The 19,586-nt window shown below is 70.0% G+C and carries 17 protein-coding genes; 11 read left to right on the top strand and 6 right to left on the bottom strand.

Going from position 1 to position 19,586, the window contains the following annotated elements:
• Positions 1-8 precede the first annotated feature (8 nt).
• Positions 9-1,061 (bottom strand): hypothetical protein, encoded by a 1,053-nt coding sequence (locus ACQEVI_RS07690; RefSeq protein WP_432896448.1) that lies wholly within the window; start codon positions 1,059-1,061, stop codon positions 9-11.
• 140 nt (positions 1,062-1,201) lie between these two features.
• Between ACQEVI_RS07690 and ACQEVI_RS07685 the strand changes: the two genes are divergently transcribed.
• From ACQEVI_RS07685 to ACQEVI_RS07675, 3 genes are read left to right on the top strand one after another with little or no spacing between them, the layout of a single operon-like run.
• Positions 1,202-2,233: a hypothetical protein gene (locus ACQEVI_RS07685; protein ID WP_432896446.1), complete on the top strand. Its 1,032-nt coding sequence runs from the start codon at positions 1,202-1,204 to the stop codon at positions 2,231-2,233.
• A 58-nt stretch (positions 2,234-2,291) separates the two neighbouring features.
• Positions 2,292-3,254: a glycosyltransferase family 2 protein gene (locus ACQEVI_RS07680; RefSeq protein WP_432896443.1), complete on the top strand. Its 963-nt coding sequence runs from the start codon at positions 2,292-2,294 to the stop codon at positions 3,252-3,254.
• A 1-nt stretch (position 3,255) separates the two neighbouring features.
• Positions 3,256-4,560: a polysialyltransferase family glycosyltransferase gene (locus ACQEVI_RS07675; protein ID WP_432896440.1), complete on the top strand. Its 1,305-nt coding sequence runs from the start codon at positions 3,256-3,258 to the stop codon at positions 4,558-4,560.
• Between the two features lie 75 nt (positions 4,561-4,635).
• On the opposite strand, the gene ACQEVI_RS07670 is transcribed toward ACQEVI_RS07675, so the two are convergent.
• The gene (locus tag ACQEVI_RS07670; RefSeq protein WP_432896437.1) at positions 4,636-5,802 is read right to left on the bottom strand and encodes a nucleotide sugar dehydrogenase; all 1,167 of its coding nucleotides are present in this window, start codon (positions 5,800-5,802) and stop codon (positions 4,636-4,638) included.
• Positions 5,803-5,933: 131 nt separating this feature from the next.
• On the opposite strand from ACQEVI_RS07670, the gene ACQEVI_RS07665 reads away from it, so the two are divergent.
• From ACQEVI_RS07665 to ACQEVI_RS07655, 3 genes are all read left to right on the top strand, one after another.
• Positions 5,934-7,175, top strand: a complete 1,242-nt coding sequence (locus ACQEVI_RS07665; protein WP_432896434.1) for a cytidylyltransferase domain-containing protein — start codon at positions 5,934-5,936, stop codon at positions 7,173-7,175.
• A 75-nt stretch (positions 7,176-7,250) separates the two neighbouring features.
• Positions 7,251-8,144, top strand: coding sequence for an N-acetylneuraminate synthase family protein (locus tag ACQEVI_RS07660; RefSeq protein WP_432896430.1), 894 nt, complete (start codon positions 7,251-7,253; stop codon positions 8,142-8,144).
• A 121-nt stretch (positions 8,145-8,265) separates the two neighbouring features.
• Positions 8,266-9,309, top strand: a complete 1,044-nt coding sequence (locus ACQEVI_RS07655) for a glycosyltransferase family 2 protein (RefSeq protein ID WP_432896427.1) — start codon at positions 8,266-8,268, stop codon at positions 9,307-9,309.
• A gap of 15 nt (positions 9,310-9,324) precedes the next feature.
• Here the strand turns inward: ACQEVI_RS07655 and ACQEVI_RS07650 are convergent, their stop codons facing one another.
• Positions 9,325-10,551, bottom strand: coding sequence for a DUF6716 putative glycosyltransferase (locus tag ACQEVI_RS07650; protein WP_432896424.1), 1,227 nt, complete (start codon positions 10,549-10,551; stop codon positions 9,325-9,327).
• Entirely contained in the window at positions 10,548-11,621 is a 1,074-nt protein-coding gene (locus tag ACQEVI_RS07645; protein WP_432896421.1) for a hypothetical protein, read from the bottom strand. The genes ACQEVI_RS07650 and ACQEVI_RS07645 overlap by 4 nt, the downstream gene beginning before the upstream one ends.
• A gap of 162 nt (positions 11,622-11,783) precedes the next feature.
• Between ACQEVI_RS07645 and ACQEVI_RS07640 the strand changes: the two genes are divergently transcribed.
• Both ACQEVI_RS07640 and ACQEVI_RS07635 read left to right on the top strand, forming a co-directional pair.
• On the top strand, positions 11,784-12,779 hold the full coding sequence (locus ACQEVI_RS07640; protein ID WP_432896418.1) for an ABC transporter permease: 996 nt from the start codon (positions 11,784-11,786) through the stop codon (positions 12,777-12,779).
• Positions 12,772-13,821, top strand: coding sequence for an ABC transporter ATP-binding protein (locus ACQEVI_RS07635; RefSeq protein ID WP_432896415.1), 1,050 nt, complete (start codon positions 12,772-12,774; stop codon positions 13,819-13,821). Before ACQEVI_RS07640 ends, ACQEVI_RS07635 begins: the two co-directional genes overlap by 8 nt.
• Before the next feature lie 93 nt (positions 13,822-13,914).
• Here the strand turns inward: ACQEVI_RS07635 and cysC are convergent, their stop codons facing one another.
• On the bottom strand, positions 13,915-15,228 hold the full coding sequence (gene cysC, locus ACQEVI_RS07630; RefSeq protein WP_432896412.1) for an adenylyl-sulfate kinase: 1,314 nt from the start codon (positions 15,226-15,228) through the stop codon (positions 13,915-13,917).
• Positions 15,225-16,226 (bottom strand): sulfite exporter TauE/SafE family protein, encoded by a 1,002-nt coding sequence (locus ACQEVI_RS07625; protein ID WP_432896409.1) that lies wholly within the window; start codon positions 16,224-16,226, stop codon positions 15,225-15,227. Before ACQEVI_RS07625 ends, cysC begins: the two co-directional genes overlap by 4 nt.
• A gap of 244 nt (positions 16,227-16,470) precedes the next feature.
• On the opposite strand from ACQEVI_RS07625, the gene ACQEVI_RS07620 reads away from it, so the two are divergent.
• From ACQEVI_RS07620 to cysN, 3 genes are read left to right on the top strand one after another with little or no spacing between them, the layout of a single operon-like run.
• Positions 16,471-17,346, top strand: a complete 876-nt coding sequence (locus tag ACQEVI_RS07620) for a 3'(2'),5'-bisphosphate nucleotidase CysQ (RefSeq protein WP_432896406.1) — start codon at positions 16,471-16,473, stop codon at positions 17,344-17,346.
• A 3-nt stretch (positions 17,347-17,349) separates the two neighbouring features.
• Positions 17,350-18,252 (top strand): sulfate adenylyltransferase subunit CysD, encoded by a 903-nt coding sequence (gene cysD / locus ACQEVI_RS07615; RefSeq protein ID WP_432896403.1) that lies wholly within the window; start codon positions 17,350-17,352, stop codon positions 18,250-18,252.
• The gene (gene cysN, locus ACQEVI_RS07610) at positions 18,252-19,571 is read left to right on the top strand and encodes a sulfate adenylyltransferase subunit CysN (RefSeq protein WP_432896399.1); all 1,320 of its coding nucleotides are present in this window, start codon (positions 18,252-18,254) and stop codon (positions 19,569-19,571) included. Before cysD ends, cysN begins: the two co-directional genes overlap by 1 nt.
• Positions 19,572-19,586: the final 15 nt, after the last annotated feature.

Raw genomic sequence — 19,586 nt, 5'->3', positions numbered from 1 at the left:
TCAGGGGGTCAGAGGACGGAGTCCATGGCCTTGTGGATCCGCTCCTGCAGATCCGTGAGCGTGGCCCGGGCGGTGTCGATGCCGGACACCAGGCTCGCGCGGCGGTCCACGACCTGCGGGCCGAGCCTGCCGAACTCGTCGTACCGGCCGGTGAGCTCGCCGAGACCCGCGGAGTCGAGCAGACGCTTGATCTTCTCCGGGTCAGCGGCCGAACCGAGCGGGTAGGCACCCTCGGTCGCACCGATGATCAGCCCGTGGGCGCGGTCGCTGATCACGGCGAACGACTTGCTGTAGATGTCGCGGGCGTGGACGTCAAGATCGCGGTGGCTCATGCTGGCCGGCACGAGGTACTTGCCGCCGAGCTCCTCGGCGACGCGCACGGCGCGGGGAGCGTCGCGGGCCACCTGGGCGAGCGTGACGACCTCGGTCGACGTCAGGGCGGCGAGGGCGCGGACCGCGTCGAACCACGAGGCCTCCGGCCACGGCCGGTCGTAACGCAGCGTGATCGGCAGCAGCGGGCGCTCGGACTCCGGGGCCCACTTCGACGTCGGCGTGCCCATCGAGTAGGCCCAGTCCGGGGCGACGTCGCCGAACCCGGCGGCGTCACGCGACGGCTGGTCCCGCCACGACACGATGGCCGCGTCCTTCAGCACCTGGTGGAACGTGACCGACTCCGCCGCGACCTTGGGGGAACGGATCCCGATCCCGGCGACGATGACGGCGCCCCCGGCCTCGACCGCCTGCTGCAGGCCGAGGACACGGCCGCGCTTCGGGTACGTGCCGGCGCGCGGGTTGATCTCGCCGGCCTCGAAGAGGTGGACGGGGCGAACAGCGGCCCTGGAGGCAGCGCTCCACTTCGATGCCTTCGTGTATACGAGGTCCTCGGGCTCCAGGGGAAGTCCGGAGACGTAGTCCGAGGTCTTGCCCTCCAGGAGCACGTGGATGCGGCGGCCCTCGCCCCGGGCGGCGACGAGAAAGCCTGCCCGCAGCGCTGAGTCGCCGAGGTTGTCGTCCTGCCCACCGAGGTTGACGAAGACATCTTGGACACGGTTCGAGTTCACGGTGGGGGATCCTATTATGCGAGTCGCGATATCGGCGGATGATCAGGCTGACGCGCACAGGGGCCGTGTGGACCGCTGAGACCCGCCAAAGTGGCAGTGGACCGGAGCAAAGCCACGGTCCACGTTGGTATCGTAGCCTGGTGCCGAACCTGACTCATCCCGCCGCCGATCCCGCTGTCGAGCGCGACCAGATTCTTGTCTACGCCTCTCAGCGGCAGCCGTACCACATTCTTTCCTACATCGACCAGATCGTCGGGAACGAGGCGACGCCGGACGTCGAGTTTCGCTTCTTCGAGGGCAAGCTTCCGCACGCCGACATGGACGTGATCCACCTCCACCGGTCGACCGTGCTCTTCGGCAAGGGAAGCCGGTGGAAGCGGCTCGCGAAGCTGGCTGACTTCGTGCTGCAGGCCAAGCGTCACAAGATCGCCGTGGTGCGGACCCTCACCGGTGCCGACGCCAGCGGCAAGGGTGGCAGGCTGCGCCGGGCCGCGAACCGGTTGCTCGACCAGGTGACGACGTCGTACATCGTGCTGGACGAGGTGACGCGAACCCCGAAGGGGCGCCCCGTCACGGTCATCCCCCACGCGCACTACCGGGAGCGGTTCCTGGGCTACCCCCGCTCCGCGCAGGTGCCCGGCCGGCTGCTCCGGATCGCGCCCACCCTCCCCAAGGGCGTCACGCCGGCTCTCGCGAACTTCTTCCTCACCGAGACGCCGGGGTTGTCGCTGCGCGTCGTCGGCAAGCCGCTGTCAGGTTCGTACGTCGGGCTCAAGGAGATGGCCGAGCGCGACCCGGAGAGGGTGTCGCTGCTCCTCGAGACCATCTCGGACGGTTCGACCGTGCAGGAGGTCACCGCAGCCGAGCTGGTGCTGATCCCCAAGGTGGTCGAGATCGAGGACATGCAGGTGCTGTACCTGGCGCTGTCTCTCGACCGCCCCGTCCTCGTGCCCGCCACCGACCTCACGCGACGCCTCGCCGACAAGGTCGGTGCCGGGTGGATCACCCTCTACGAGGATGCTCTCACCGCCGAGGTGATCGACTCCGCGGTGACGAACCTGCGCGCGACTCCGCCGTCGGGCAGCCCGCGGCTCGACGGGCCCGACCTGGAGGGGACGGCGAAGATGTACGCCAAGGTCTTCCGGGAGGCGGCGGCTGCCGGTCGCCGGTGAGACGCGGTTCGGTGTGCTCCGGTCGTCTGCCCGGAAACCATGAGCCAGGACGGAAACCTTGACCACGCTGAGCATCATCGTCCCGGTCTACAACGCGGCCGCGTTCCTGCCCAACTGCCTCGCGACGATCAGGGCGAACCGACGTGATGACTATCAGTTCATCCTGATCGACGACCACTCCACCGACGAGACGCCCGAGATCATCGAGCGTGCGGCGCAGGAGATGCCCTGGCTGACGACCCTGCGCAACCCGGAGAACTACGGGGTGGCACGGTCCAGGAACATCGCACTGACGCACGCCGAGGGCCGGTACCTCGCCTATCTTGACGCCGACGACTGGTACCAGGTGGGACATCTGGACCGGACCCTGGCCGCGCTGCAGAGGCTGGGCGTCGACTTCGTCCGGACCGATCACGTGCGGGTGGACCGGATGGAGCGCGTGATCGAGCGAGCGCCGGAGGACCGTCGGGACGTCGTGCTCGACCCGAGGTCGCAGATCGGCGAGCCGGGCTACCGGACCACGGTGGACTACCCGTTCCTGTGGGCGGGGATGTACGACAGGGAACGGATCGACGCCGCGCTGTTCGCCTTCGACGAGTCCTTGCGGACGGCGGCGGACCGGCCGTGGTTCTGGCGTCTGCACCTGAACACGGAGTCCACGGCAGTGGTGGACCTGAACGGGTACTTCTACCGCAAGGACGCCAACCCCACGGCGCTCACCCAGGCGGGCAACGCGAACACGCTGCACTTCCTGGATGCCTACGCCGGCATCCGCGACCTGGCGGTCGGTTCGGGCAACGCCGGGTACGTGGACAAGGCCGCGTACGGGGCGTTGCGGATCGTCGAGTTCCACGTGTCCCGGCGCGCCAGGCTGTCCCACGAGCTGCAGCACGAGCTGTACCACCGGTCGTCAGCGTTCCTGAACTCGTTCCCACCGGAGTCCGTCCGGACCGCGTTGCGGCACTTCAACCTGCCCAAGCGGATCGTGCTCGGGAAGATCCTGCGAATCGAGGCGGACTGACATGGACCAGCTCTTCGTCGCACCCACCTTCACGGCGGCCGCCAGCATGGCGACCGCCGTCGACGCCGGCCTGTACGCCGACGCCGGTACGAAGGTGCTGATGACGACCAGCAGCTCACCGATCCCGGAGCTCGGGCTCGGCCTGGCGGAGCAGCCCGGTTTCGACGAGCTCGCCCGGCGGTTCGACCGGGTGGTGTCCCTCAACGAGATCATCTACCCGCAGCACCCGCTGTCGTGGAGCGCCGCGGAGGACACCGAGCGGTGGCACGGGATCGTCGCAGCGGCAGTGGGCCTGCGCGAGCCGTTCGGGATCACGCTCCAGTCGTTCCCTGCAGAGCCGTCGACGTCGATCCTGCGTGTCTTCCAGGAGGGCCCGGTCGACGTCGTCTCCGACGGGCTGATGACCTACGGCCCGACGCGGATACCCGCGATGCGGCGGGTGGCGCCACGCCTGCGCCGGCTGCTCTACCTGGACCTGGCCGGCGGGCTGGACCCGGTGCTCCTGCGCGAGCACGGGGTGGAGAACGTGGTCCTGTCCTCGGCGGGGTTCCGGGACGTGGTGGCCGGGTACGGAAAGGTGACGGTATCCGCGTCGACGGGCGAGGAGCGGGTCGACGCGATCCTGCTCGGGCAGCAACTGAGCGCGCTCGGGCTGCTGTCCCAGGACGAGGAACAGGAGCTGCACGAGAAGTTCCTCCGGGTGGCCGCCGGACTCGGGTACCGGCACATCGTGTTCAAGCCGTACCCGAGCACGCCCCCGGCGTTCGCGCACCGCCTCCCGGACCTGGCCGACGAACTGGGGGTGCGGCTGCAGGTTCTGGACGGCTCCGTACCCGTGGAGGTCCTGTACGACCGGCTGCGGCCGGCCGCCGCGATCGGGTGCTTCTCGACCGGGTTGTCGACGGCGGTCGAGGTCTACGGGATGGACGGGTACGCCGTCGGGGTCGACGAGGTCCTCGAGCGGCTGCCGGAGCTCCAGGACAGCAACCGCATCCAGCTGGCGATCACCGACGTCCGCATGAAGCGCGTGGACGTCGCGGCGGACGGCACCCTGGTCGAGCGGGATCCCGCCGAGACCGACGTGCAGCTGCTGGTGGACGAGATCGCGCACGCGATGCAGCCGGTGCGCCGCTCAGGTAGCGACGACGACCAGCGACTCGCAGACTCTCGCGCACTGGCCAGGAAGGTGCGGACCCGGCTCCGGCGCGACGCGGGACGAGTCGTGCGCAAGGCGTCCCGACGGTCGAAGGGGGCGGTCCGCACGGCGAGCGCGGTCGCGAAGGCGGTCATGTTCCGCCCGCACTGAGCTCCGGCCCCCGTTGGTCGAGCTTGTCGAGACCTCACCAGGTCACTACAAGCTCGACCAACGGCGCTTCGAAGATCAGTCGCGTCCGTAGATGTCGCGGGTGTAGACCTTGTCGGCGACGTCGTCGAGGGCTTCGGTGCGGCGGTTGGCGATGATGACGTCGGCGCGGGACTTGAAGGTGTCGAGGTCGCGGACGACCTCGGAGCTGTAGAACTCCTCGTCCTGGAGGCTGGGTTCGTAGACGATGACCTCGATGCCCTTGGCCTTGATGCGCTTCATGATGCCCTGGATGCTGGAGGCGCGGAAGTTGTCCGATCCGGACTTCATCACCAGGCGGTAGACACCGACGGTCTTGGGTTCGCGGCGCAGGATGTCCGCGGCGACGAAGTCCTTGCGGGTGGTGTTGGCGTCCACGACGGCGTTGATCAGGTTCTGGGGGACGTCGGCGTAGTTCGCGAGGAGCTGTTTGGTGTCCTTGGGCAGGCAGTAGCCGCCGTAGCCGAAGGACGGGTTGTTGTAGTGCGATCCGATGCGGGGGTCCAGGCCGACGCCCTCGATGATCTGTGCGGTGTCCAGGCCGTGGGTCGCGGCGTAGGTGTCCAGCTCGTTGAAGTACGCGACCCGCAGGGCGAGGTAGGTGTTGGCGAACAGCTTGATCGCCTCGGCCTCGGTGGGGTCGGTCAGCAGGATGGGGACGTCTTTGGTGAGCGCGCCTTCCAGGAGCAGGTCGGCGAACTGCTTGCCGCGTGGGCCGCGGTCGCCGACCACGATGCGGGAGGGGTGCAGGTTGTCGTACAGGGCGCGGCCCTCGCGCAGGAACTCGGGGGAGAACACGATGCCCGCGCCGGGGTGTTCTGTGCGGAGGCGTTCGGTGAATCCGACGGGGATCGTGGACTTGACCACGATCGTCGCGTCGGGGGTGGTCTGCAGGACCTGGGTGATCACGGACTCGACCGAGGAGGTGTCGAAGAAGTTCGTGACCTCGTCGTAGTTCGTCGGGGTCGCGATCACCACGACCCGCGCACCGGTGAAGGCTGCCGAGGCGTCCAGCGTCGCGGTGAGGTCGAGCTCCTTCGTGGCCAGGTACTCCTCCAGCTCCACGTCCACGATCGGGCTCTTGCGCTCGTTCACCAGGGCGACCTTCGAAGCGTCCACGTCCACCGCCCAGACCTCGTGGTGCTGGGCGAGCAGGACGGCGTTCGACAGGCCGACATAGCCTGTTCCGACAACAGCGATCTTCATGGATGAATTGTCTCAGACCAGAGGTGTGGCCGGGAGCGCTACAGTTGACAGCCGCCCTTGCGTGCGAGACGCAGGTGGCGCGGGACCTGGCCGACCAGGACCCTGCCCGAGCCAGCCCGTCAGAGGAAAGCATGCCAGAAGCAGCCGGCCCGTCGGCCATCGTGATCATCCCTGCCCGCGGTGGTTCGCAGGGGGTCCCGCTGAAGAACCTGGCCCGGGTCGACGGCATCACGCTCGTCGGCCGGGCGGTCCAGGCCGCGTCCGCGGCCCCGTCGGTAGGGACCGTCATCGTCTCGACGGACCACGACGAGATCGCGGCCGAGGCGCGGCTGCACGGAGCTCGTGTGGTGGTCCGCCCCGCGGAGATCGCCGGGGGGACCGCGTCGTCGGAGTCCGCGCTGCTGCACGTCCTGGAGCGCGTCGAGGCCGGTGACGGTGGTCTGCCCCCGCAGGAGATACCGCCGGTCACCGTGCTGGTGCAGTGCACCTCACCGTTCATCGATCCCGCGGACCTGGACGCCGCCGTCCGGACCGTCGCCGAGGGGGAGAAGGACGTGGTCGTCGCCGTCTCGGAGACGCACGACTTCCAGTGGCGGATCGACGACGGCGTGGCCAGCCCTGTGGGCCACACCACCGAGTACCGCGAACGGCGTCAGGAGCGGGCCCCGCACTACCGGGAGACCGGCGCCTTCTACGTGATGCGCACGGACGGGTTCCGGGAGAGCCGGACGCGATTCTTCGGTGACGTGGGCATCCAGCCGGTCGCCGCGGAGTGGGCGATCGAGATCGACGAGCCGCGCGACCTCTGGCTCGCGCGTCAGCTCGTGGACCAGAGCGTCGACGCCGCACCCGAGCCGCTGGACGTCGACGCCCTGGTGACGGACTTCGACGGCGTGCACACCGACGACCACGCCTACGTCGACCAGGACGGGACCGAGCAGGTCAGGGTGAGTCGTGGCGACGGGATGGGTATCTCCCGCCTGCGGCGCACGGGCATCCCGATCCTGATCCTGTCCACCGAGACCAACAGGGTCGTCGCCTCCCGCGCGGGCAAGCTGCGCGTGGAGGTGCTGCACGGCGTCGAGGACAAGGCCACCGCGCTGCGCGGCTGGCTCGCCGAGCACGGTCTCGACCCGGCGCGGGTCGCGTACGTCGGCAACGACGTGAACGACCTGGCCGCCATGGAGGTCGTCGGCTGGCCGATCGCGGTCGCTGACGCGCGTCCCGAGGTGAAGGCACAGGCCAGGATCGTGCTGTCCCGTGACGGCGGGAACGGTGCGGTTCGTGAGGTCTGTGACCGTATACTCGCTTCGCGTCCGGGTGAAGTCGCTCTCAGCGCTGGCACCGCCCAGACCCCCGTCGTCGCCGGATAGCCATCTTTCGGCCCGCACGAGCACTACCCCGCACGAGCACTACCCTGTGCATGACATCTTCGGAAGGACCTCGATATGAGCGCGACCACCGCGCAGCCCACACCGGTCGCCATCGGCGAGCACCAGGTGGGCGCTGACCAGCCGGTCTACGTGATCGGCGAGATCGGCATCAACCACAACGGTGACGTCGAGATCGCCAAGAAGCTCATCGACGTCGCGGTCGACGCCGGGTGCCAGGCCGTGAAGTTCCAGAAGCGCACTCCGGAGATCAGCACTCCGAAGGACCAGCGGGACAAGATCCGTCAGACGCCCTGGGGCGAGATGACGTACCTCGAGTACAAGTACAAGGTCGAGTTCGAGGAGCCGGAGTACACGGAGATCGACGCGTACGCCAAGGACAAGGGCGTGCAGTGGTTCGCCTCTCCGTGGGACGCGCCGTCGGTGGACTTCCTGGAGAAGATGGGCGTGCCGACCCACAAGGTCGCCTCGGCGTCGGTCACCGACCACGAGATGCTTCGCGCGCTGGCCGCGACCGGCAAGCCGATCATCCTGTCGACCGGGATGTCGACGCTGGAGCAGATCGACGAGGCCGTGGAGATCCTGGGCACGAGCAAGCTCGTGATCCTGCACTCCACCTCGACCTACCCGCTTCCCCCCGAGGAGGCGAACCTGCGCACCATCACGACGCTGCAGGAGCGCTACGGCGTGCCGGTCGGTTACTCGGGCCACGAGACCGGTCTGCAGATCTCGATCGCGGCCGTCGCACTGGGTGCCGTCGCCGTCGAGCGGCACATCACGCTCGACCGCGCCATGTGGGGCTCGGACCACGCCTCCTCGCTCGAGCCCAAGGGCCTCGAGAACCTGGTGCGCGACATCCGCATCCTCGAGAAGGCTCTCGGCGACGGCCAGAAGCGCGTCATGCCCGGCGAGTTCTCGCCGATGTCGCGGCTCCGTCGCGTCGACGCCTGAGCCGTAGGTACATGGTCGGAGGCGGGCGCCGCACTCGCGGTGCCCGCCTCTGATGTTCCTGGATCGACAAGAACCCAAGACCGTGGCCGAACCTGGCCCGGCCATCGCGAGAGGGGGCCACGTGCCCGAGCGGGTTGAGGCGGCGAGCATGCCGTTGGTGACGGTGGTCGCCGTCGTACGTGACGAGGAGCCATACCTCGAGGCCATGGTGCGGTCCATCCTGGAACAGGACTATCCGCATCCGCTGCACATGGTGCTGTCGGTGGGCCCGTCGCAGGACCGCACGCACGAGATCGCTGAGAAGCTCGCGGCCGAGACCGGCCGGGTCACCGTCGTGGACAACCCGACGGGCTCCAAGCCGCTCGGCCTCAACGCGGGCCTGGCGCGGATGCCGGAGGGCCACTCGATCTTCGTCCGGGTGGACGGCCACACCGTCGCGGAGCCCACCTACGTGCGCCGCGCGGTGGAAGCCCTGCAGGCCGCCGGGGCGGACGGCGTGGGCGGCCGCATGATGCCCGTCGGTGACACCCCCGTGCAGAAGGCCGTGGCGCGGGCGATGAGCCACCCGGCCGGCCTCGGTGCCGCCTCGTTCCACACGGGCGGCAGTGCCGGCCCGGCCGAGACCGTCTACCTGGGCACGTTCCGCCGCGAGGCGCTGGAGCGGGTGGGCGGGTACTCGCCGGTGTACGTGCGGGCGCAGGACTGGGAGCTGTGCCTCCGGCTGCGGAACAGCGGCAGCCTCCTGTGGTTCGACCCGTCCCTCGTGGTCGAGTACAAGCCGCGCCGGACGCTGGGTGCCATCGCCACCCAGTTCTGGCGGACCGGCATGTGGCGCCGCGAGGTGGTGCGCCGCAATCCTGGCACCGCCAACCTTCGTTACCTCGCCCCGCCGACCGCCGTCATCGTGCTCGGGGTGTCCGTGCTGCTCGCCGTCGTCGGCGCGGTCACGGGTGCGCTGCCGCTGACGCTGCTCGGGCTCACGCCGCCCGCCGTCTACCTGCTGGGCGTGCTCGGCGCCGCGGCGCATGCCGCGACCCGCCGGCCGCGGCTCGACCTGCGCTCCGCGCTGGCCCTGCCACCGACCCTCGTGACGATGCACATGGCCTGGGGCGCGGGATTCCTCCGCGGCCTCACGGAGCGGGTCCGGGTCGACGACGGCGTCTGACCCGGACCTCGCGGGTCAGGCCTGCTTGTCCTTGTCCATGAGGAGCCGGACCGAGCGGTTCGACCGCCGGGCCACGTCGTAGACGAACTTGGGCATGTACATCTGCAGCGTCATCCGCAGGTAGCGGGCCAGGAGCCACGGCTTGACCTCGGCCAGCGGCGTCAGCGTCCCCGTCTCGCGGCGCGCCGCGAGGTCCCGGACGGCCGCCGGCAGCTCCGACTCGGAGGTGTGCAGGTAGTTGTCCTCGAGCCAGGCGGGATCCGGCTGCGGGCCACCGGTGCGGAACGCCTCCGCGGCGTCGGCGACGTGCATCACGCAGCCGCTGCCGACGAACGGCGCGTTGAGCAGCTCGGCGCTGACCCCGAAGTCGTCGATGATGACGGTCGACAGGCCGAGGGCCAGCGACTCCATGGCGGCGGTCGAGCTCACCGTCATCAGCGCGGACCCCGGCTGGAGCCACTCGGCCATCGGACCGTCGACGAACCGGAGGGTGTCGCTGCGGTGCCCGAGCTGGGCGTGCTCGGTGTCCCACAGCTCGTCGTAGGGGAACGACTCGTTGTGCGTCTGCCGTTCGCCCTTGCGGGCGCGGAGCTTGACGATGACCTCGAACTCGTCGTCGGCGAGGTGGGCGAGACGGTCCAGCAGGGCGACGCGCTCGGACCGGCTCTCCGGCACCTTGGCCTGCGCGGCGAAGATGATTCGCTTGACCGGCTCGGTACCGAGGCTGGCCGACATGTGCTCGAGGAACGGCAGGTGCGCCAGAGGTACGTCGGGGGCGACGCCGTGCGCGGCGAACGACTCCCGGTAGGCGTCGATCTCCAGCCTGCTGTGCACCACGAAGGCGTCGCACCAGCGGCGCCAGCCGGTGCCCTTCGGCGTGGCGGGCAGCGCCATGCCGGGCAGGCCCGTGACGAGCGCGGGGCGGCGCTTGCCCGTGGCGGCGACGATCGCCCGCGCCACGACCTCGGCGACGGGCCCGGTGGCGGCGATGAGCACCACGTCGGGCGTGTTCTCACGGATCTGGGCGGCGAGGTCCCGGACGGGCAGCACGGCGGGGCGGACCACTGAGGATCCCGCGACGGCGGCGGCGATCTGGCTGGTGGTCGGCGCGATCGGCGTCTTGACGATCACCGCCGAGCGGTCCAGACCCTCCTCGTCGGCCGGGCCGAGCCTGTCCAGCGTCGCGCATGCCCACTTCAGGTACGAGTCGCTGTCCGCGACCGCGAGCACGCGGATGGTCATTCGTTCTCCTCCGGGGAGTCGATCTCTCTCACGTCCTCGGCGGCGGCACGGGCTTGCCGGGCGAGCTCGACGACGCTGGTCAGGTGTGCTCGGTGGTCGGCCGAGGCGCGCTGGGTCCACCAGTCGGTGGGCACGTCGAGCGCGGTGACGGGGACACCGAGTGGTGAAATGATAGTGGTCAACAGGATGGTCGACGTCGACGGCAGGCTGATCACGCGCTGGCCGGACCGCAGGCCGCGCAGCCGGATCTCCACGGGGGCGCCTGGCACGTCGACGGTGACGCCGTCGATCGAGGCCAGCGCTGCGAGCAGCTCCGGCGTCTGGCGGCGATGGGGGAGGTAGCGCAGCGCTCCCTCCTTGGCCAGCGACCGGATCCAGTCGAGGTACCGGTCCGGGTCGATCAGCCCGTCGGCGGGCATGCCCGAGCCGACGACGACAGTGGGCTCGGGCATCGACTCGTCCGCGGGCTGCGCGGTGAGCCAGCCGAACCGGTTGGGTCGTACGTCGAAGCCCTGGGCCCGCAGACCGGTGGCCAGGTCGGGCGCGAGTGGAAGTGCGGTGAAGATCGTGACGCGGCCGTCGGCGGCCAGGGACCGCAGGCGGCCGGCGGCCACGGCACCGAGCCGACGGCGGGGAGCCCGCGCGGGCTTGCCGATGCGGACCAGCGGGTCCCTGCGCACCAGGAGGCGGCACAGCTCGAGGGTCGCCAGACCGTCGTCGACCAGCACCATGCGTTCGGGCCGCCGCAGGGGGACCGTGGCCTGGAAGAGGCCGGAGAAGGCGTCGCCGACGAGCCAGACGGGTTCCCGGGCGGTCAGCGCGCTGCGCCGGCCCGCCAGGTCGAAGTCCAGGCCCTCGGGGAGGGCGAGGCCACGTACGGCGGACAGGGCGTCGCCCAGGGCGGGGACGTCGTCGCGTACGTGGACGTGGGTATCGGTGCCGCCGTATCCGGCGGCGTGCGCTTCGACCGTGCAGAGCAGCTGCAACGGCGACTCGACCAGGGCGCCGGCGACACGCGGTGACGCGGATCGCGGGTCCGTGGCCCGAGGAGCGGGACGGGGGTGATGCACGCGGTGCAGTCTCTCACGGGAGAGCTCCGCCGAGGTCCAGAGGTGTGGTCCCAGGTGCCCCGAACAGGCCTCGGTCACCCTGCTAGGGTTCGGGACCGGCTAGGATCGAACGGCCGGAATGTCGCCGGCAGTGCCCCCGACCAGACAGGTATTTCCCCTACCGTGAGCACACCTACTACCGACGCGGTGGCGCCCGGGGCGCCCTCCGCCAGCGGTGATGCGAAGCAGCCACCGCCGCCGATCGTGCCGAGCACGACGTCGGCCGAACGGCTCGCCCTCGCGAAGCAGTACGGGCTACGCCCCCTGAACGTTCGCCCCCCGCTGGGCGAGTACATCCGTGACCTGACGAAGCGCTGGGCGTTCATCCGCGTCCTGGCCACGTCGACGGCCTACGCGAAGAACCAGAACAACTACCTGGGCCAGCTCTGGTCCGTGCTCAACCCGATCCTCAACGCCGGCGTGTACGTGCTGATCTTCGGGGTGATCCTGCAGCTCAGTCGCGACATGGACAACTCGATCGCGTTCATCGTGATCGGTGTCTTCATGTACCGCTTCATCGAGGCCTCGGTGACGGGCGGCGCCAAGTCCATCAGCGGCAAGACGCAGCTCCTGCGTTCGCTCCACTTCCCACGCGCGGTGCTGCCGATGTCGACGGTGCTGTCGCTGCTGACCACGCTCATCCCCGCGATCGTCGTGATGTGCGCCATCACGCTGCTGAGCGGGTTCCTGCCGAGCTACGAGATGATCCACGTGACGTGGTGGTGGCTGCTGCTGCCCGCCGCGATCGCGCTGATGTGGGTCTTCAACATGGGGATCGCCTTCATCATGGCCCGGGCCGTGGCCACCACTCCGGACGTCGAGAACGTCCTGCCCTTCGTCATGCGCGTCGTGATGTACGCGTCGGGCGTGATCTTCCCGGTGACCGCCAAGCTGAACGAGCTGCAGATGGCCGAGCCGGCGAAGACCATCGTCACCGGCGTCCTCGACTACCAGCCGGTGGCCGTCTATCTCTACCTGGTGCGCTCCATCCTGATGCAGGAGGAGCTGTTCCCGCCCAGCGGCCTGATGTGGGCGCTCGGCGGTGCGTGGGCAGTGCTGTTCTTCGTGATCGGTTTCATCGTCTTCTGGCGCGGCGAGGAGAGGTACGGACGTGACTGAGGCCGACGACCACATGGACTTCGACCTCGAGGTCGAGCCGGAGGACGAGGGGGAGGAGGCGCTCGAGACCGATCTGGGCGAACCCTGCCTCGTGGTGGACGACCTGAACGTCGTCTACCGCGTCATCGGCGGCCGGGCCAAGAAGGAGGCCGAGAAGCAGGGCGCGGAGGTCCGCGAGGTCAAGGTCAAGGTCCCCTTCTTCAAGCGGCTGCTCCAGGCGGGACGCGGACACGTCGGTGCCGTGAGCGAGATCCACGCCGTGCGCGGTGTCTCGTTCACCGTGCGGCACGGCGAGTCGGTAGGCATCGTCGGTGTGAACGGCTCCGGGAAGAGCACCATGCTCCGGGCGATCGCCGGGCTCATGCCGCCCCGGTCGGGCAGCGTGCACGTCTCGGGCGAGCCGTCGCTGCTCGGCGTCAACGCGGCGCTCATGCCGCAGCTCACCGGCGAGCGCAACATCATGATCGGCGGCCTCGCGCTCGGGCTCACGCCCAAGCAGGTCGACGAGCGCTTCGACGAGGTGGTGGAGTTCGCCGGTATCGGTGACTTCGTCTACCTGCCGATGAAGACGTACTCGTCCGGCATGGGCGCGCGCCTGCGCTTCGCCATCTCGTCGTCCGCCTCGCCGGACATCCTGATGATCGACGAGGCGCTCGCCACCGGTGACGCCGCGTTCAAGGAGCGCAGCAAGGCGCGCATCGAGCAGGTCCGCGAGAACGCGGGCACCGTGTTCCTCGTCAGCCACTCGATCTCGACGATCGAGGCGATGTGCACGCGCGTGCTGTGGATGCACCAGGGCCAGCTGGTCATGGACGGTCCCGTGCGCGAGGTCGCCGAGGCGTACAAGAACTTCGTGCGGGCACAGCGGCCGGGTAGTCCGGGCATGAGCCCGGCGCGCCGCAGGGCGCACCTGCGCAAGAAGGCGCGGGAAGAGGCGGAGCAGAAGGCCGCTGCCAAAGCGCAGCAGAAGGCCGACGCCGAGGCGAAGAAGAAGGCCGACGCCGAGTCCGAGGCGAAGAAGGCAGCCGAGACCCGGGCGTAACCGCCGAGGTAGACCTCTGGCGAGGTAGTCATTCAGCGACTACCTCGCCAGACGTCTACCTCGCCACCTGTCTACCTCGGCGGTGCGGTCAGGTCAGGGGAGCAGGGCTGCCAGGTGACGGCGGACCGTCTTCACGGCGTCCGGGACCGGGACGTCGGTGGTGTCGATGACCAGCTCGGCGTCGTCGGGCTCCTCGTAGGGCGAGGAGATGCCCGTGAACTCCGCGATCTCACCGGCCCGCGCCTTGGCGTAGAAACCCTTGCGGTCGCGGGCCTCGCACACCGCCAGCGGCGTGCTGATGTGCACCAGGACGAAGTGCGCCCCCGCCTCCTCGGCCAACGTCCGCACCCTGGCCCGCCCGGCCGCGAACGGCGCGATCGGCGCGGCGACCGCGACACCGCCGTGCTTGGCGACGAGGGCCGCGACGTACCCGATGCGTTCCACGTTGGTCTCCCGGGACTCACGATCGAACCCGAGCCCCTTCGACAGGTGGTGCCGCACCTCGTCGCCGTCGAGCAGGGTGGTTCCCAGGCCGTCGTCCTCCAGCTCGGCGGCCAGGGCGCGGGCCACCGTGGACTTGCCCGAGCCCGACAGGCCGGTGAAGAACACGACGACGCCCCGGCGGTGGGTGCCGTCGGCGGCGCGGGCCACCTCGGCGGCCGAGGCGGGCGGGTACAGCGTCCGCACCGCCTCGTCCAGGACGCCCGGCAGCGCCGCCACCAGCTCGGCCGTGGCGGATGAGCGGTGCGCGGCGAGCGGCTCGACGCGTGCGGCACCGTAGGAGGCGGCCACCTCCTCGAACGTCGCCTCGCCCAGGCCGGACCACGGCACGGCAACGGTGGTCACCCGCGCCCCGGTCTGCTCGGTCAGCGAGTCGGCGAGCCCCAGCGCCGCGCGTACGAGGCCCGGGGCGCCGACGGTACCGGGAGCCGGAGCGCGGCGGGCGACGGGGACCAGTAGCAGCACCGTGCCGGCGCTGCCGCTCGTGGTGGGGCCCGCGACCGCGCCCGCGCCGGACACGAGGGTCACCGCAGCGGAGAGCTCCTCGCGGGTCGGAACCTCGGTGACGAGCAGTGCGAGGCCGTTCCCGGCGTCGTCCCCGGAGCGTTCCGCGAGGGCCGCACGCACCGCGCGCGCCGGACGGCGGACGGCGTCGTCCCACTGGGGGCCGATCGCCGCCGGCACGGGCTTGAGCGGCTCCAGCACGCCGGGCCGTTCGCCGGGCTGCTCGCCGGGCCGCACCGTGAGACGGGCCAGCGGGGTGTTCTCGGCGTCGGTCAGGACCACGTCGGCCGGGACGCCCGGCAGGGCCGTGGCGAGCGCGGACGCCGAGAGTGCGCCGCCGAGGGCCAGCTCGACGAGGTCCAGCTCGTCGTCGGACAGGACGCGGGTGGGGGTGTCGGTCATCTGCGGGGACTCGTTTCTGCCGGGTCGTCGGCCGGGTCGTCGATCGGGTCGGTCGAGGGCCCGTCGGCGAGCTCCTCCGGGGTGGAGTCTGCCTCGGAACCGGCTGGTGCCGCACCGAAGCGACGCTTGACCCAGAACCACAGCAGGTTGCCCAGGACCAGCGCGGCCGCGGTAGCGCCCAGCACCGCGGGGAGGCTCGCGCCGAGCAGCTTGAGCCCGGACGCCAGCAGCAGGATCGCCAGCGCACGGCGGATGATGCCGCCTGGCGCACGCGCGGACACGTGGGCGCCGAACCACGCGCCGGGGATCGCGCCGATGAGCAGGGACGTCGTCAGGCCGAGCGAGAAGTCGCCGTACAGGAGGTGGCCGAGCGACGCCGCCGCGACGAGCGGCACCGCCTGGACCAGGTCGGTGCCGACCAGCTGGGACGCCTTGAGCGCCGGGTAGAGCAGCAGGAGCACGACGATGACTATCGAGCCGGCGCCGACCGACGTCATGCCGACCAGGAGCCCGGCCACGGCGCCGAGGATCGCGGTGGGGACGGGGCGCACGACGAGCTCGCGCGGCGCGGACAGGCGGGTAGGCCCCTCGCCGAGCGCCGACCGGTTCCGGACCATCTGCAGCACCGCACGGACCACGAGGCCGCAGGACGCGATCAGCAGCGCCACCCCGAGCACCGTCTTGAGCGTGCTGTCCAGGGAGTCGCCGAACGGCAGCGCCTGGATCAGGAGGGCTCCCGAGAAGGCCGCGGGCACCGAGCCCACGCACAGCCACAGGACGAGCTTGAGGTTCACCGTCCCGCGTCGCATGTGCACTATCGCTCCCGCCGGCTTCATGAAGAGGCTGGCGACCACGTCGCTCGACACCGCCACCAGGGGGTCGACGCGGAACACGAAGATGAGCATGGGCGTCATGAGCGCGCCGCCGCCCATCCCGGTCAGACCCACGACGAAACCGACCGCGAGTCCGCCGAGGACCAGGGGAAGATCGATGCTCATCGGGGGCGCGCCTCAGGCGGGGCGGACAACCCCGCTATTCCGATCGACCCCATCGGGATAGTAGGCATTAATATCTCCTGGGGTGGTGAGGGGTGAGAAAATGTGCGCTAGCACTGGACGACATGGCGGAATGGTAGCCTCGGCGCGTCCGCCGGACCTCCACCTACCGCTCCTTGGCCCCTGTCGAGGGCCGGGCCGCGCAGGACGGCCGGATCCCCGGAGAAGACGTCCACCCTGGAGATCGATGAACGCGCCGTTCCCTACGCTCCCTCAGGCGTCGCTCGATGACGACGCCCTTGCCGACGCACTCGCCGCGGGAGCGGCGGAGGTGCTCCTCGCGCTCCGTGCCGAGGTCGACGCCGCCGACGGCTCGTTCGTGGCCAAGGAATTCAAGGACGCCGGTGACGCCGCGGCTCAGGCATGGCTCGCCGCAGCGCTGACCGCCGCCCGTCCCGCCGACGCCGTCCTCTCGGAGGAGGCGAAGGACGACGCGTCCCGCACCGCCGCGGACCGGGTGTGGATCATCGACCCGCTCGACGGGACCAGAGAGTTCGCCGAACGGCACACCGACGGGCCCCGGGCCGGACAGTGGCGCGACGACTTCGCCGTCCACGTCGCGCTCTGGGAGCGCGGGGCCGGCCTCACCGTCGGAGCCGTGGCCCTGCCCGCCCGCGAGCAGGTCATGACCACCGCGGACGTCGTCGGTCCGGCGGACGACGGCGACGCCGTCCTGGCAGGCGCCCGTCCGCTCCGGATCGCCGCGAGCCGCAGCCGACCGCCCGCATTCGTGGCCGCCCTGGCCGAGCGCGACGACGTCGAGCTCGTGCCGATGGGCTCGGCCGGCGTCAAGATGATGGCCGTCGCCGACGGTACAGTTGATGCCTATGTCCACGGTGGTGGGCAGTACGAGTGGGACTCCGCGGCACCCGTGGCCGTGGCACGGTCGCGAGGGCTCGTCTGCACCCGGCTCGACGGATCCGAGCTCGAGTACAACCGGGAGAGCCCCTGGCTCCCTGACCTGTTCGTATGCCCCCCGGCCCTGGCTCCGCACCTGCGTGAGCTGCTCGACACCGTCGGTGTCGCGTCCGTGGTCGGGGCAGATCGCAAGGAAGGTGCCTGAGGAGTGAAGAGTCACGTCCTGAGCCAGCTGCGCAGCCTGGAAGCCGAGAGCATCCACATCATGCGCGAGGTGGTGGCCGAGATGGGACGGCCGTGTCTGCTGTTCTCCGGCGGCAAGGACTCCATCGTCATGCTGCACCTGGCCGTCAAGGCGTTCGCGCCGGCCCGGGTCCCGTTCCCGATCATGCACGTCGACACCGGGCTGAACTTCCAGACCGTGCTCGACTGCCGGGACCGGTGGGTCGAGCGGACGGGCGTGCAGCTCGTCGTCGCCTCGGTCCAGGAGGCGATCGACCGCGGCCTCGTGCAGGAGGAGCCGAACGGTTCCCGCAACCGGATCCAGACGCCGGTGCTGCTGGAGGCCGCGGAGAAGCACGGCTTCGACGCCCTGTTCGGCGGCGGCCGGCGCGACGAGGAGAAGGCCCGCGCCAAGGAGCGCGTGTTCTCCTTCCGCGACGACTTCGGCCAGTGGGACCCGAAGAACCAGCGTCCCGAGATCTGGAACCTGTACAACGGCCGCGTCCACCAGGGCGAGTCCATCCGGGTGTTCCCGCTGTCCAACTGGACCGAGCTGGACATCTGGGCCTACATCGAGGCCGAGAACATCGACCTGCCCGACCTGTACCTCGCCAAGGAGCGCGAGGTCGTCGAGCGGGCCGGCATGCTCTACGAGGTCAACGACTTCACTCCGCTCAGGGACGGCGAGACCCCGAAGGTCCTGTCCACGCGCTACCGCACGGTCGGTGACGCGAACCTCACGGCGTGCGTCGAGTCCACCGCGACCACGCTGCGCGACGTCGTCGAGGAGGTCGCGGCGGTGCGCCTCACCGAGCGCGGCGCCACGCGCGGCGACGACAAGGTGAGCGAGGCCGCGATGGAAGACCGCAAGAAGGAAGGCTACTTCTGATGACGACGACTCTCCCGGAGAAGGGTTCAGCTCCTGAGGCGCACGACGTCGTCAGCGGCGACCTCCTGCGGTTCGCGACGGCCGGCTCGGTCGACGACGGCAAGTCCACGCTGATCGGCCGGCTGCTGTTCGACAGCAAGTCGATCTTCGCCGACCAGCTCGAGTCGGTGGAGCAGGTCAGCAAGGACCGCGGCGACGACTACGCGGACCTGTCGCTCCTGACGGACGGCCTGCGTGCCGAGCGCGAGCAGGGCATCACCATCGACGTGGCGTACCGCTACTTCGCGACGCCCAAGCGCAAGTTCATCATCGCGGACACGCCTGGTCACATCCAGTACACGCGGAACATGGTCACCGGCGCCTCGACGGCGGACGTGGCGCTCATTCTCATCGACGCACGCAAGGGCGTCGTCGAGCAGTCGCGCCGGCACACGTTCCTCGCCACGCTGCTGGGCGTGCCGCACATCGTGGTCTGCGTGAACAAGATGGACCTGGTCGACTACGACGAGCAGGTCTTCGAGCGGATCCGGGCCGAGTTCACCGAGTTCGCCTCCCGCCTGCGGGTACCGGACCTGACGTTCATCCCGGTGTCCGCCCTGGCGGGCGACAACGTGGTGACCCGGTCCGAGAACATGCAGTGGTTCGACGGCTCGCCGCTGCTCAGCCACCTCGAGCGGCTGCACGTCGCCTCCGACCGCAACCTGGTCGACGTGCGGTTCCCGGTGCAGTACGTGATCCGGCCGCAGCAGAACGACACGCGCGACTACCGCGGTTACGCGGGCACAGTCGCGTCCGGCGTCATGAAGCCCGGCGACCGCGTGCTGGCCCTCCCGGCCGGCCTGGAGACGACCATCGCGTCCATCGACACGGCGGACGGCCCGGTCGAGGAGGCGTACCCGCCCATGTCGGTGACCGTGCGCCTGGCGGACGAGATCGACATCTCGCGCGGCGACATGATCTGCCGCCCGAACAACGCACCGACGGTCACGCAGGACATCGACGCCCAGATCTGCTGGATGGACGAGTCGGCGTCGCTGGTGCAGGGCAAGAAGTACGCGATCAAGCACACCACCCGGTGGGCGCGAGCGCTGGTCAAGAACATCAACTACCGCGTCGACGTCAACACCCTGCACCGTGACGAGGACGCGACCGAGATCAAGCTGAACGAGATGGCGCGGATCCGGCTGCGGGTGACCCAGCCGCTCTTCGTGGACGCCTACCAGACCAACCGGCAGACGGGCGCGTTCATCCTCGTGGACGAGGCGACCAACAAGACGGTCGCCGCCGGCATGATCGGCGGGCCCGCTCACCAGTACTGAGCGACCGCGACCCGT

Origin of the sequence: Promicromonospora sp. CA-289599 (assembly GCF_050936155.1) — a bacterium.
Taxonomy (GTDB): domain Bacteria; phylum Actinomycetota; class Actinomycetes; order Actinomycetales; family Cellulomonadaceae; genus Promicromonospora.
Note: the sequence above shows the minus strand (reverse complement) of the source record. Positions and strands in the feature narration are given on the sequence as shown.

Coding starts and splice junctions, on each gene's coding strand:
- ACQEVI_RS07670 (WP_432896437.1), bottom strand. CDS start 5,802: ATGAAGATCGCTGTTGTCGGAACAGGCTATGTCGGCCTGTCGAACGCC.
- ACQEVI_RS07650 (WP_432896424.1), bottom strand. CDS start 10,551: ATGACCATCCGCGTGCTCGCGGTCGCGGACAGCGACTCGTACCTGAAG.
- ACQEVI_RS07675 (WP_432896440.1), top strand. CDS start 3,256: ATGGACCAGCTCTTCGTCGCACCCACCTTCACGGCGGCCGCCAGCATG.
- ACQEVI_RS07625 (WP_432896409.1), bottom strand. CDS start 16,226: ATGAGCATCGATCTTCCCCTGGTCCTCGGCGGACTCGCGGTCGGTTTC.
- cysN (WP_432896399.1), top strand. CDS start 18,252: ATGACGACGACTCTCCCGGAGAAGGGTTCAGCTCCTGAGGCGCACGAC.
- ACQEVI_RS07665 (WP_432896434.1), top strand. CDS start 5,934: ATGCCAGAAGCAGCCGGCCCGTCGGCCATCGTGATCATCCCTGCCCGC.
- cysC (WP_432896412.1), bottom strand. CDS start 15,228: ATGACCGACACCCCCACCCGCGTCCTGTCCGACGACGAGCTGGACCTC.
- ACQEVI_RS07620 (WP_432896406.1), top strand. CDS start 16,471: ATGAACGCGCCGTTCCCTACGCTCCCTCAGGCGTCGCTCGATGACGAC.
- ACQEVI_RS07660 (WP_432896430.1), top strand. CDS start 7,251: ATGAGCGCGACCACCGCGCAGCCCACACCGGTCGCCATCGGCGAGCAC.